Source organism: Pseudomonas sp. B21-019, from assembly GCF_024749225.1.
In the GTDB taxonomy this organism is placed as follows: Bacteria; Pseudomonadota; Gammaproteobacteria; order Pseudomonadales; family Pseudomonadaceae; genus Aquipseudomonas.
In genome coordinates this window covers 374,206-387,668 of the sequence record NZ_CP087193.1, presented here as the reverse complement: position 1 = coordinate 387,668, position 13,463 = coordinate 374,206, and the positions used below count along the sequence as shown (strand labels likewise).

Here is a 13,463-nt window from a genome sequence, read left to right as displayed (position 1 = left end):
GCGGGCCTGCTCGCGAAGGCCATTACAGGCTAGGCAGCAACTTCGCCGTCACCAGGTCATTCAGGCAACGCGTGGCCAACAACTCACTGGCCGCATTGATGTCCGGAGCGAAGAAGCGATCCTTCTCATAGAACGGCACTTCGGCACGCAGGATCGCGCGGGCTTTTTCCAGTTTTGGCGAGGTTTTCAGACCGTCGCGCAGATCCAGACCCTGGGCCGCCGCCAACCATTCCACCGCAAGAATCCCGCGAGTGTTCTCGGCCATTTCCCACAGACGCTTGCCGGCAGCCGGCGCCATGGACACGTGGTCTTCCTGGTTCGCCGACGTCGGCAGACTGTCCACGGAATGCGGATGGGACAACGCCTTGTTCTCGCTGGCCAATGCCGCCGCAGTCACCTGGGCGATCATGAAACCGGAGTTCACGCCGCCATTGGCCACCAGGAACGGCGGCAGTTGCGACATGTGCTTGTCCATCATCAGCGAGATGCGGCGTTCGCTCAGGGAGCCGATTTCGGCAATGGCCAGCGCCATGTTGTCGGCAGCCATGGCCACCGGCTCGGCGTGGAAGTTACCGCCGGAGATCACGTCGCCTTCAGCGGCGAACACCAATGGGTTGTCCGATACGGCGTTGGCTTCGATGGCAAGCACTTCGGCGGCCTGACGGAACTGGGTCAGGCAGGCGCCCATGACTTGCGGCTGGCAGCGCAGGGAGTACGGATCCTGGACCTTTTCGCAGTTCTGGTGCGAGTCGGACACTTCACTGCGCTCACCCAGCAGATCGCGGTAAGCGGCAGCGGCGTCGATCTGGCCTTTCTGGCCGCGAGCGGCATGAATACGCGCGTCGAATGGCGAGCGCGAACCCAGTACCGCTTCGACCGTCAGGCCGCCAAGGGCCAGGGCGCCGGCGAACAGATCTTCGCCTTCGAACAGGCCACGCAGGGCGTAGGCGGTGGACACCTGAGTGCCGTTGAGCAGCGCCAGGCCTTCTTTCGCTGCCAGGGTCAGCGGTGTCAGACCGGCGACTTTCAGCGCTTCGGTGGCGGGCAGCCATTCGCCTTTGTAGCGCGCCTTGCCTTCACCCAGCAGTACCAGCGACATGTGCGCCAGCGGCGCCAAATCGCCGGATGCACCAACCGAACCTTTCAAAGGAATGTGCGGGTAAACCTCAGCATTGATCAGCGCGATCAGTGCATCGATCACCTGACGACGAATGCCGGAGAAACCACGGCTCAGGCTGTTGACCTTGAGCACCATGACCAGTCGCACCAGGGCGTCGCTGATCGGCTCGCCGACACCGGCGGCGTGGGACAGCACCAGCGAGCGCTGGAGGTTTTCCAGGTCTTCGCTGGCGATGCGGGTCGAGGCCAGCAGGCCGAAACCGGTGTTGATGCCATACGCGGTGCGGTTCTCGGCGAGGATTTGTTCCACGCAGGCAACGCTGGCTTCGATTTGCGCCGAAGCGCTTTCGTCGAGGGTGATTTTGACCGGGTGCTGATAAACATCACGCAGTTGGGCAAGGCTCAGTTGGCCGGGAATCAAATTAAGCGCAGTCACATTCATTCTCCTTTTGAGAGTTTTTTATTAACTAACCAGACGCTCCGGAGATATCCGTTGTCCGTCGCTTCCCGCCTTTTGGAGGGGCCGCGCCTTGGCACGCTGGTGTTGTGGAAATCAGTTGAGGTTCGGTACAGCCTTGTGCAGCAAAATCGGGTCTTTCAAAACAGCAGCGGCGCTGGCGATGTCCGGCGCCAGCCAGCGGTCCTGGTCGTAGGCCGGAATACGTTCGCGCAGCAGGCGCCATGCGGCATCGGTGCCGGCGCCGAAGCGTTGCTCTTTCAGGAACTCAAAAGCCTGAGCCGCCAACAGATACTCGATGGCGAGGATCTGTGTGCAGTTTTCCAACGCGCGATGCAGCTTCAGCGCGGCGTTGGTGCCCATGCTCAGGTGGTCTTCCTGCAAGCCCGAAGTGACGTAGTTATCGAGCACCGCCGGTTGCGCCAACTGGCGGTTTTCCGCACACAGCGACGCGGCGACGTATTGCACGATCATCATCCCGGAGTTCACGCCCGGGTTGGCCACCAGAAAGGCTGGCAAGCCGCTGACGTGCGGGTTGACCAAGCGGTCCAGGCGACGCTCGGCAATGGAGCCGATTTCGGCCATGGCAATAGCGAGCAAGTCAGCCGCCAAAGCAACCGATTGGCCGTGCGGATTGGCCTGGGACATGACACGGAAGTTGTCCGGCGTACCCAGCAGCAACGGGTTGTCGGTCGCGGAGTTGAGCTCGGTTTCGATCTGTTTTCTGGCGTGTTCAAGCTGATCGCGCGCGGCGCCATGCACTTGCGGAATCGAGCGGATGCTCAATGCATCCTGAGTGCGAATGCCTTTGCTGCTGGCGATCACTTCACTGCCGTCGAGCAACGCCCGCAGATTGATACCCACCTGCTGCATGCCCGGATGCGGTTTGAGCGCAATGATCTCGGCATCGAACGCGGCAATCTGACCACGCTGGGCTTCGAAGCTCATGGCGCCGATCACATCGGCCCACTGCACCAGGTTCGTTGCATCGGCCAGGGCCAGGCAGCTGAGGCCGGTCATGCACGGTGTACCGTTGACCAGGCACAAACCATCTTTGGCACCCAGTTGAACCGGTTGCAGCCCTTCTTCGGCCAAGGCTTGTTGTGCAGAAACGATCTGCCCGCGATAGCTGACATTGCCGACGCCCAGCAGCGCGATGCCGATGTGGGCCATGTGGGTCAGATAACCGACCGACCCCTGGGACGGCACTTGCGGAGTGATGCCGCGATTGAGCAACGCCAGCAACGCTTCGACCACCCGGCGGTGAATGCCGGATTTGCCATGGCTGTAGTTGTGGATCGCGGCGCAGAGAATCGCGCGAGTCTGCTCGTCGGACAGCGGAGCACCGACGCCGCAGGCATGGCTGAGCAAGGTGTTGCGCGACAGCTGGCTGAGTTGTTCGTCCTTGAGCGAGACGTTGCACAAGGCACCCAGGCCGGTGTTGACGCCATAGGCGCGCTCGCCGCTGGCGACGATGCGCTGGACGATCGCCTGGGCATTCTCGATCCGCGCCCAGGTTTGGGCCGACAGCTCAAGCTGCGCACCGTGGCGGGCGACCGCGACCACATCCTGCCAACGCAACGGGGCATCGGCGATAACGATTTTTTCAGCCTGGGACATCTAGAGCCTCATACAAAATTCATGGACGTATGACACCTGTGGCGAGGGAGCTTGCTCCCGTTCGACCGCGCAGCGGTCGCAGATTTTCAGGGCCGCTTCGCAGCCCAGCGGGAGCAAGCTCCCTCGCCACAAAAACGATCAACCTCAAACCACCGCAGCCCGCCGCTGTACGAACCGATCCACATACTCATCCGCCGGCGAATGCAGGATCTCTCGTGGCGTGCCGACCTGAATCAGCCGGCCATCCTTGAGAATCGCGATGCGGTTGCCGATGCGCACGGCCTCATCGAGGTCGTGGGTGATGAAGACGATGGTCTTGTGCAGGGTCTTTTGCAGTTCCAGCAACTGGTCCTGCATTTCGGCGCGGATCAGCGGGTCGAGGGCGCTGAAGGCTTCGTCCATCAGGATGATGTCGGTGTCCGCCGCCAGGGCGCGAGCCAGGCCCACACGCTGGCGCATACCGCCGGAAAGCTGATGCGGGTATTTGTTTTCGTAGCCCTTCAGGCCCACGGTGTTGATCCAGTGCAGCGCGCGCTCGGAGCACACCTGCTTGCTCTCGCCACGCACTTTCAGGCCGTAGGCGACGTTATCCAGCACGCTTTTGTGCGGCAGCAGGCCGAAGCTCTGGAACACCATGCTGATCTTGTGCCGGCGAAATTCGCGCAGGGCTTCCATGTCGTATTGCAGGATGTCCACACCGTCCACCAGGATCGCGCCACTGGTAGGGTCGATCAGGCGGTTGAAGTGACGCACCAGGGTCGACTTGCCGGATCCCGACAGGCCCATGATCACGAAGATCTCGCCGGTGCCGATGCTCAGCGACAGGTCATTCACGCCGACCACGCAACCGGTTTCGGCCAGTACCTGGTCTTTGGTTTTGCCCTGGCTAATCATGCCCAGCGCATCCTTGGAGCGGTTGCCGAAAATCTTGAAGACGTTTTTGACTTCAATCTTGCTGATGGCTGCGTTGCTCATTTGCTCACCTCATGCCGTGCACGACCGTACGCCTGTGTAATGCGGTCGATCACCACTGCCAGAATCACGATCGCCAGACCGGCCTCAAGACCACGTCCGACGTTGAGGGTCTGAATCCCCACCAATACGTCTTCACCCAAGCCACGGGCACCGATCATCGAGGCGATCACCACCATCGACAGGGCCATCATGGTGGTCTGGTTGATCCCGGCCATGATGCTCGGCAGGGCCAGCGGCAGTTGCACGCCGAACAGTTGCTGCCAGCGGTTGGCACCGAAGGCGTTGATGGCTTCCATCACTTCACCGTCAACCTGGCGAATACCCAGATCGGTCAGGCGGATCAGCGGCGGCGCAGCGTAAATAACGGTAGCGAAAATCGCCGGGACCTTGCCCAGGCCAAACAGCATCAGCACCGGGATCAGGTACACGAAGCTCGGCATGGTTTGCATGATGTCCAGCAACGGCATCAACACCGAACGCAGGCGATTGCTGCGCGCAGAAAGAATGCCCAGCGGAATGCCGATCAGCACCGAGATGACCGTCGCCACCATCATCAGCGCCAGGGTCTGCATCAGCTTGTCCCAGAGACCGACCGCGCCCACCAGGAACAGCAGGCCGACGATGACCGCCGTGGTCACGACTTTGCGGGTCGCGTGCCAGGCCACGCCCGCCACGATCGCCAGCATCAGCCACCAGGGCGCCGCACGCAGCAGCCCTTCAAGATTGACGATGGCCCACAGCAGGGTGTCGGAGATGCTGCGGAACACGTCGCCGTAGTTGGTGACCAGCGTATCGACCCAACCGTTGACCCAGTCGGCGATGGAAAAGGTAAAGCTTTCGGGAAACATAAGAGACTCTCAATCAAGGGGTTGCGATCAAGCATCCGACTGCCGTTGCCGACAGTCGGAGAGGCTCAACCTACAAGGCCGCGTCGATTTTCTTGGCTGCGTCTTCGCTCACCCACGCGTGCCAGACTTCAGGATGTTCCTTCAAGAAGATCTTGGCCAGTTTTGGCGACTCGATCCGCTCTTTGGCCATACGCCCCAGGTTCTGATTCAACAGGTCGATCGGCAGGTTGACCTTTTCCAGCACGGTCACCAGTTCCGGGGCCTGCTCGTGGAAAGTCTTGGAGAGGCCGACCTTGATGGTCACGCGCTTGTCGACACCCGGTTTTTCTTCCAGTTTGACCACGTCGATCTGGCCCATCAGCGGGGTTGGCGACCAGTAGTAGAACAGGATCGGCTCGCCACGCTTGTAGCTCGACAGCACCGCCGCATCCAGCGCCGGGCCGGTGCCCGGACGGAAGTTGGTGTAGCTGTTTTCCAGGCCGTAGCTTTTCAGCATTTCGCTGTTATCCAGCTCGCAGGTCCAGCCGGCCGGGCAGTTGTAGAAACGGCCTTTGGATGGCTCTTCGGCGTCCTTGAATACCGCGGAATATTTAGCCAGATCGGCAATGTTTTTCAGGTCCGGCGCCTTGGCTTCCAGTTTGCGCTTGGCGTCGCCTTCGATCACGTAGCGCGGCACGTACCAGCCTTCGACGGCACCCACCACCGGAGCGCCGACACCGACGACCTTGCCGGCCTTCTCGGCCTTGTTCCAGACTTCGCTACGGCCGACCCACTCTTCGGCGAACACTTGGATATCGTTGCTGCTCAGGGCGTTTTCCATGGTGATGGAGTTGCCCGGCAGGCTGTCAGTCTTGCAGTCGTAGCCTTTCTCCAACACGACTTGCAGCACGTCGGTCAGCAGCATGGCGCTTTCCCAGTTCAGGCCAGCGAATTTCACCGGTTTACCCGATTCGCACCAGCCAGCCGCCTGGGTGGCACCGGCACTGGCCAGCAGGCCCATGGAAAGCAAAGTGGTCAGCAGGGTCTTGTTCGATTTCATTGTGTGACGCTCCTAATCATGAGTTGGCTTACGGCAGTCAAGAGGCATCCAGCCCTGTCCACGTCCAATCAGGCCTGCGCAACCGCGCTACCCGCCCCGCTTGTTGTTAGGTCTGCAACGTCGTGATCTCTGCAGGAGCTGCCACGGCAGCTCCTGCAGCGGTCTTTTCTCTTATTTGCCGGTGATCATCGGCAGGTTCAGCCCCTGCTCCTTGGCGCAGTCGATCGCGATCTGGTAACCGGCATCGGCGTGACGCATGACACCGGTGGCCGGGTCGTTGTGCAGCACGCGAGCGATACGCTCGGCCGCTTCGTCAGTACCGTCGCAGACAATCACCATGCCGGAGTGCTGGGAGAAGCCCATGCCGACGCCGCCGCCGTGGTGCAGGGAAACCCAGGTCGCGCCGCTCGCGGTGTTCAGCAGAGCGTTGAGCAGTGGCCAGTCGGACACGGCGTCGGAACCGTCCTGCATCGATTCGGTTTCGCGGTTCGGGCTGGATACGGAACCGGAGTCCAGGTGGTCGCGACCGATCACGATTGGCGCGGACAATTCACCGCTACGGACCATTTCGTTGAACGCCAGACCGAGCTTGGCGCGCAGGCCCAGGCCAACCCAGCAGATACGTGCCGGCAGACCCTGGAAGCTGATGCGCTCGCGAGCCATGTCCAGCCAGTTGTGCAGGTGGGCGTCGTCCGGGATCAGTTCTTTGACTTTAGCGTCGGTCTTGTAGATGTCCTGCGGATCGCCCGACAGCGCAGCCCAACGGAACGGGCCGATGCCACGGCAGAACAGCGGACGGATGTAGGCCGGTACGAAGCCTGGGAAGTCGAATGCGTTCTCCACGCCTTCTTCTTGCGCCATCTGACGGATGTTGTTGCCGTAGTCGAAGGTCGGGATGCCTTGCTTCTGGAAATCGAGCATCGCTTTGACGTGAACGGCCATCGATTGCTTGGCGGCCTTGATCACGGCAGCAGGTTCGGTCTTGGCGCGGGCGCGGTATTCGTCCCAGGTCCAGCCGGCCGGCAGGTAGCCGTTGAGCGGGTCGTGGGCGCTGGTCTGGTCGGTGACCATGTCCGGGCGCACGCCACGACGGACCAGTTCAGGGAGGATTTCCGCAGCGTTGCCCAGCAGGGCGATGGAGATCGCCTTACCTTCGGCAGTGTATTTGGCGATACGGGCCAGGGCGTCGTCGAGGTCTTTGGCTTGCTCGTCGACGTAACGGCTTTTCAGACGGAAATCGATGCTCACTTGTTGGCATTCGATGTTCAGCGAGCACGCGCCGGCCAGGGTGGCAGCCAGTGGTTGAGCGCCACCCATGCCACCGAGGCCTGCGGTCAGGACCCAACGACCTTTCAGGTCATCGTTGTAGTGCTGGCGACCGGCTTCAACGAAAGTTTCGTAGGTGCCCTGAACGATGCCCTGGCTGCCGATGTAGATCCAGCTACCGGCAGTCATCTGGCCGTACATGGCCAGGCCTTTGGCGTCGAGCTCGTTGAAATGTTCCCAGCTCGCCCAGTGCGGTACCAGGTTGGAGTTGGCGATCAGAACGCGTGGGGCGTTGCTGTGGGTCTTGAACACGCCGACCGGCTTGCCGGATTGCACCAGCAGGGTCTCGTCGTCGTTCAGGTTGGTCAGGCTTTCGACGATCTTGTCGTAGCATTCCCAGTTACGTGCCGCACGACCGATACCACCGTAAACCACCAGTTCTTTAGGGTTCTCGGCGACTTCCGGGTCGAGGTTGTTCATCAGCATGCGCAGCGGCGCTTCAGTCAGCCAGCTCTTGGCGGTCAGCTTGTTACCACGGGCAGCGCGGATTTCAACATCACGAAACTTGGTAGGTTTAATGTCAGTCACGAAAAAGACTCCTCAGCAATCAATCCAAACCAGCCCAGGCAGTGGGCGAGCAAGCCGATGGGCATCAGTGCACATCAGCGAATCAGTGGACGATGGTTGAGTCTTCGTGACTCATACACATACGTCTTTACTTGTACATACAAGCATATGCAATCAAGCGGCCAACTTGTTGAATGAGCATCCAAGAAAATTTCTGGAAGGGCTGCAAAGCGCCTGGATCAAGGGTTCTGGCGTAAATGAAATTTTTCGCGGGGATTTATTCGGGGACGTGCCGATTGTTACTTGAGCATGGTTTTGCGCCACACTGGGGCGTTCGGTAACAAATTGGTGCGCGATGGGGAACGTTGAAAAGCAAAAGATCGCAGCCTTCGGCAGCTCCTACATTGATCGTGCTCACCACAAATATCGTGGATGGACATCGAACCTGTAGGAGCTGCCGAAGGCTGCGATCTTTTGGGGACGTTGAATCAGCGTGCAGTCAGCTCAATGACACAGCACGAACCATTGATGGCGACGTCCTGCAGACCGACGTTACCGTCCAGCTGCAGGCAATCATGGCGACTGAGTTGCGATGCTTTGTTACCGACCTTCACTTCAAGCGCTTCACTGACACTGAACACCAGCAGAGTCCCGGCTTCACTAAAAAACCGCTGCTTGCCTTCCATCCACTGCAACCGCGCACTGTAACGATCCGGCGCATAAATCAGGTTGAAGTCGCGAATCGGTCCGCCGAGCAATGCGCAGGACACATGACTCTCACCACTGAAGGCAAACGGGTCCAGCGGTAACAACGCCCGCGTGTCCTGACCATCGACGCGCAAGGTCATGCCCTCGCCTTGCAGTACGGTGATCACCCGCTCATAACCGGCAAAGGTGGAAAAACCGCCCGACTCGCCGATGTCGGCAATCGACAGGCGCCAGCCAAAACCATCAAGGCCTACCCCCGTATCACGGGTGATTTCTTCAGTGCTGCCGCCGCCGTTCTTCCACGGCATGCGCGGGTAATCGGTTGCGCGTAAGACCTTCAACTGCCCCATTTATGTCTCTCTACTTATGGCTCTTATTTATGGAACCGCCCTTCCAGACGATGACGGGAACCGGGGTGGATCAAGCGGGCGGCAGTCACTGGCTGACGGCCGGACCAGGTGCGGCGACGAATCAGCAGGCACGGTTCGCCCTTTTCAATCTGTAGCAGCTTGCATTCGGACGGCTCGGCGAGTATCGCTTCGACCACATGCTCGCCCTCGGTCAACGGCGCGACCTGATTCAGATAGGCGTAAGGCGTTTGCAGGGTGAAGTCTTGCTTGAGGTAGTCCGGCGCCACCAGCGCGTTGACGAAACGGTCTTCGATTTGCACCGGGATATCGTTTTCGAAATGCACGATCAGCGAGTGGAACACTTTCTGGCCTTCGCGCATGTCCAGGGCCAGGGCCCGCTCGGAACCGGCGGCCTCTTCTTCGAGGGTGATCACCTTGCACGTGTGACGATGGCCACGGGAGGCGATCTCGTCGGCGATGTTGTGCACTTCAAACAGCGCAGACTGACTTTTCGGCTCGGCGACGAACGTTCCGACGCCTTGCATACGCACCAACAGGCCGTCGGCAGTCATCTCGCGCAGGGCGCGGTTGATGGTCATGCGGCTGAAACCCAGCTGGCTGACCAGCTCGCTTTCCGACGGAACGCGATAGTGCGGCGGCCAGTTTCCACTGTCGATTTGCTGGGTGATCATCTGTTTTACGCGGGCGTACAAGGGCGCCGGACTGTCGCCCATGTTCGCGGCCAACGGGGAGACTGCAGGCGGAGTCGGCACGGTTAATCCTTGTTCATTTGGTAGAGGTTGCTAGCTTGCCGGAGTTTACCGAGCAGGCAAACGTCTGTATATGTATATACAAATAACACACGATGGGGTGCTGAACCATGTCCGCCTTCTTTGCCGAACGCGCGCTGCTGCCTAGTGGATGGGCCAACAATGTACGTCTTGAAGTCAACGCCGATGGCGTGCTGACCCATATCCAGGCCGATTCCCACGCAGATGGCGCCGAACGGTTGAGCGGTCCACTGCTGCCGGGAATGCCGAATTTACACTCCCACGCCTTCCAGCGAGCCATGGCAGGACTTGCGGAAGTGGCGGGTAATCCGAATGACAGTTTCTGGACCTGGCGCGATCTGATGTATCGGCTCGTCGGAAAAATCAGCCCGGACCAACTCGGTGTTATCGCCCGTCAGCTGTACATCGAAATGCTCAAGGCTGGTTACACATCGGTCGCTGAATTTCATTACGTCCATCACGACAATAATGGCCAGCCGTATGCGGACCCGGCCGAACTGGCACTGCGCATCAGCCAGGCGGCCAGCTCCGCCGGTATCGGTTTGACCTTGCTGCCGGTGCTCTACAGCCATTCCGGTTTTGGCGGACAGACCCCGAACGAAGGCCAGCGCCGCTTTATCAACAGCACCGAAAACTACCTGAAGCTTCAGTCGCGTTTGCAGCCGATTCTGGCGCAGCAACCGGCGCAGTCGCTCGGCCTGTGTTTCCACTCGTTACGTGCGGTCACACCGCAGCAGATCAGCGAAGTGCTGGCAGCCAGCGACAAGAAATGCCCGGTGCACATTCACATCGCCGAGCAGCAGAAGGAAGTCGACGACTGTCTTGGCTGGAGCGGTCGCCGTCCGCTGCAATGGCTGTACGAAAACACCGAGGTCGATCAACGCTGGTGCCTGGTCCACGCCACCCACGCCAACCCGGAAGAAGTCACGCTCATGGCCAAGAGCCGCGCCATCGCCGGCCTGTGCCTGACCACTGAAGCCAACCTCGGCGACGGGATTTTCCCAGCGGTGGACTTCCTGGCGCAGGGCGGGCGCATGGGTATCGGTTCCGACAGCCATGTGTCGTTGAGCGTGGTTGAAGAATTGCGCTGGCTGGAATACGGCCAGCGTCTGCGCGATCAGCGGCGTAATCGGTTGTATGGCGCGAATCAGCCGATGGTCGGCCGCACGCTGTACGACGCCGCGCTGGATGGCGGCGCCCAGGCGTTGGGGCAGCCGATCGGCGCCCTGGAAGTCGGCAAGCGCGCGGATTGGTTGGTGCTGGACGGCAACGATCCATACCTGGCGACGGCCAGTGGCGACGGAATTCTCAATCGCTGGCTGTTTGCCGGTGGCGATCGCCAGGTCCGTGATGTGCTGGTCAATGGCCAGTGGGTCGTGCGCGATGGGCGGCATGCCGACGAGGAAGAGAGTAACCGGGCATTCACCCAAGTCCTGCGCGATCTCTTGGGCTGACGCAAAAAACTGTGGGAGCGAGCCTGCTCGCTCCCACAGTTTTTGCTCTTCGGTGACCGTTAGTTCGAGGTCTTGGCCATCTTGCTATCCGACGTACGCCAGATCAGCCGTGTCGTGTCATAGCCCTGCTGACGCGCCCTGCTCAGCAGCTCTTCACGCACTACGCCATTGACCGTCGGGGTCCGTGACAGCAGCCAGAGATGATGGCGACTCGGGTCGCCGACAATCGCGGTCTTGTAGTCATCGCTGACGTACAACACCCAGTACTCTCCCTTCGACACACCGGGTATCAATCGCGAGAACCAGGTATCGAACTCGACCCACAGCTTGTCGGCCTTGCCGGGTACCTGTGGATAAGCCCTGCCCTTGGCCTCTTCCCATTGCCATTGCGAGGTCAGGCAGCGGTTCAGCACCGCCATCTCACCGTCAGGCTTGAGGCTGTAATGGGCTTCGGATTGCGCACAGTTACGCTGGAAATACACCGGCAGACGCGCCAATTCGTACCAGGTTCCCTGGTAACGCTTGAGGTTGACACTATTGACGGTCTTGGGCGCCAACGGATCTACGCCAGAAGAGGCGCAGCCGGCCAATACCAGGCCGGCAAAAAGAACGATCAGGAACCGCTTCATTATTTTTTTCTCCCGTGGGCGAAAAGCCCCGGTTTACTTCAGGCCTTGGCCCGAAAACATCAGCACTTTGTCACCGGCATACTGCACGCTGATAAAGCTGTTTTTGTCGCCCCAGGTGCAACTGGACATGCCGAGTGCGCCCGAGCAGTCGGTCGGTTTGCCCAGCAAGGTTTCAACCTGGGCCTTGGGCATGCCGGTCGACAGCTTCGAATAATTTTCCTGATTGATCTTGCTGCACGCGGCCAACAGCACGCAGAACGAGAGCAAGGCGATAGAACGCAGCGACATGGTGTAACTCCTGGAGCGGAAGAGAGGTGGCATGTTGCCAACCAGAAGCTTAGAAGAGAAAACCCTAATCTGGTTCCCCGACCGTCCGCCTATTTATTAGGCCACTCGTCAGCCTTTTACCGATAAATCAGCCCCTTTCTCAGGTCATTGGGTATTTCGTCGGTTTTCGTCAATACCCGCCTAATCTTTGGCGCTGGCCAGTCGACATAAAAGCAGCGCCAAGCCCTCGACTGTGGCAAATTGACGCCCCTTTGCTGACCAGCCACTGCGCGGTAGATCATTTAATGACCAGAAACATGAAATTCAGCCACAAGATCTTGTTGGCAGCCGCTCTCGTGGTGGCCGTTGCATTCGCCTGTTTCATCCTGTTCAACGATTACCGCCAGCGTCAAACCCTGCGCAGCAGTACCGAGTCCTCGATGCAGGAACTCGGCAGCCTGACCACCAGCAACATCCAGACCTGGCTGGAAAGCCGCATCCAATTGCTGCAATCGCTGTCCCAGCAGATCGCCGTGGACGGCAGCGCCCCGGCCAATCTCAAACGCGCCATCGACCTGCCGGCCTATACCAGCAACTTCCAGCTGAGCTACTTCGGCGGCACCGATGGCGTGATGTTCTCGATCCCGGCCGGCAACCGCGCTGCGGACTACGACCCTCGCGCCCGTGGCTGGTACAAGGCAGCCAACAACGCGCAACAGACCATCGTCACTGAACCCTACATCGCGGCGTCGTCGGGCAAACTGGTGATCACCGTGGCCACGCCGGTGAAGTACCAGAGCCAGATGATTGGCGTCGCCGGCGCGGATATCGACCTGTCCAGCGTCAGCGCGATCATCAACTCGCTGAACTTCGGCGGTCATGGCCATGCGTTCATTGTCAGCGCCGACGGCAAGATCCTGATCCACCCGGACAGCAAACTGGTGCTCAAGAACCTGGCCGACGCCTACCCCAACGGCGCGCCGAAAGTCAGCCCGGGCCTGAAAGAAGTCGAACTGGACGGTAAAACCCAGTTCATCTCCTTCACCCACGTTAACGGTGTGCCGTCGGCGGACTGGTACGTGGCGCTGGTGCTGGATCAGGAAACCGCGTTCTCGATGCTCAGCGAGTTCCGCACCTCGGCGATCATCGCCATGGTCATCGCCGTGGTGATCATCATCGCGCTGCTGAGCATGCTGATCCGCGTGCTGATGCAGCCTCTGCTGATCATGGGCCGCGCCATGCATGACATCGCCGAGGGCGAAGGCGACCTTACCAAACGCCTGACCATTCACGGCCAGGACGAATTCGGTGCTCTGGGCACCTCGTTCAACCGTTTCGTCGAGCGTATCCATACCTCGATCCGCGAAGTATCT

General features: G+C 60.0%; 11 protein-coding genes and 1 pseudogene. 2 read left to right on the top strand and 10 right to left on the bottom strand.

From position 1 onward, the window contains the following. Positions 1-22: 22 nt before the first annotated feature. The 8 genes from hutH (LOY36_RS01735) to hutC form a co-directional block, all read right to left on the bottom strand. Positions 23-1,561 carry a histidine ammonia-lyase gene (gene hutH, locus LOY36_RS01735; RefSeq protein WP_258672055.1) on the bottom strand — a complete coding sequence of 513 codons (1,539 nt, stop codon included), beginning with the start codon at positions 1,559-1,561 and terminating at the stop codon, positions 23-25. A 111-nt stretch (positions 1,562-1,672) separates the two neighbouring features. Beyond that, positions 1,673-3,196 carry a histidine ammonia-lyase gene (gene hutH / locus LOY36_RS01730; RefSeq protein WP_258672053.1) on the bottom strand — a complete coding sequence of 508 codons (1,524 nt, stop codon included), beginning with the start codon at positions 3,194-3,196 and terminating at the stop codon, positions 1,673-1,675. A gap of 144 nt (positions 3,197-3,340) precedes the next feature. Next, positions 3,341-4,171, bottom strand: a complete 831-nt coding sequence (locus LOY36_RS01725; RefSeq protein ID WP_007936770.1) for a glycine betaine/L-proline ABC transporter ATP-binding protein — start codon at positions 4,169-4,171, stop codon at positions 3,341-3,343. Beyond that, positions 4,168-5,019 (bottom strand): proline/glycine betaine ABC transporter permease, encoded by an 852-nt coding sequence (locus LOY36_RS01720; protein WP_018929182.1) that lies wholly within the window; start codon positions 5,017-5,019, stop codon positions 4,168-4,170. The genes LOY36_RS01725 and LOY36_RS01720 overlap by 4 nt, the downstream gene beginning before the upstream one ends. 70 nt (positions 5,020-5,089) lie before the next feature. After that, the gene (locus LOY36_RS01715; RefSeq protein WP_018929183.1) at positions 5,090-6,058 is read right to left on the bottom strand and encodes an ABC transporter substrate-binding protein; all 969 of its coding nucleotides are present in this window, start codon (positions 6,056-6,058) and stop codon (positions 5,090-5,092) included. A 171-nt stretch (positions 6,059-6,229) separates the two neighbouring features. Continuing rightward, positions 6,230-7,912, bottom strand: a complete 1,683-nt coding sequence (gene hutU, locus LOY36_RS01710; protein ID WP_258672051.1) for a urocanate hydratase — start codon at positions 7,910-7,912, stop codon at positions 6,230-6,232. Positions 7,913-8,379: 467 nt separating this feature from the next. Further along, positions 8,380-8,949, bottom strand: coding sequence for a HutD family protein (locus LOY36_RS01705; protein ID WP_258672050.1), 570 nt, complete (start codon positions 8,947-8,949; stop codon positions 8,380-8,382). A gap of 23 nt (positions 8,950-8,972) precedes the next feature. Next, on the bottom strand, positions 8,973-9,683 hold the full coding sequence (gene hutC / locus LOY36_RS01700; RefSeq protein ID WP_162135916.1) for a histidine utilization repressor: 711 nt from the start codon (positions 9,681-9,683) through the stop codon (positions 8,973-8,975). Positions 9,684-9,829: 146 nt separating this feature from the next. Here hutC and LOY36_RS01695 point away from each other — a divergent pair, with 146 nt between their 5' ends. Further along, positions 9,830-11,194, top strand: coding sequence for a formimidoylglutamate deiminase (locus tag LOY36_RS01695; RefSeq protein ID WP_258672048.1), 1,365 nt, complete (start codon positions 9,830-9,832; stop codon positions 11,192-11,194). Between the two features lie 59 nt (positions 11,195-11,253). Here the strand turns inward: LOY36_RS01695 and LOY36_RS01690 are convergent, their stop codons facing one another. Both LOY36_RS01690 and bamE read right to left on the bottom strand, forming a co-directional pair. Continuing rightward, complete coding sequence (locus LOY36_RS01690) at positions 11,254-11,823, bottom strand: lipocalin family protein (protein WP_019650810.1); 570 nt, start codon at positions 11,821-11,823, stop codon at positions 11,254-11,256. A 33-nt stretch (positions 11,824-11,856) separates the two neighbouring features. After that, positions 11,857-12,111 carry an outer membrane protein assembly factor BamE gene (bamE, locus tag LOY36_RS01685; RefSeq protein WP_018929189.1) on the bottom strand — a complete coding sequence of 85 codons (255 nt, stop codon included), beginning with the start codon at positions 12,109-12,111 and terminating at the stop codon, positions 11,857-11,859. A gap of 284 nt (positions 12,112-12,395) precedes the next feature. Here bamE and LOY36_RS29015 point away from each other — a divergent pair. Then, positions 12,396-13,430: pseudogene (locus tag LOY36_RS29015) on the top strand (cache domain-containing protein); the annotation flags it as partial. Positions 13,431-13,463 lie beyond the last annotated feature (33 nt).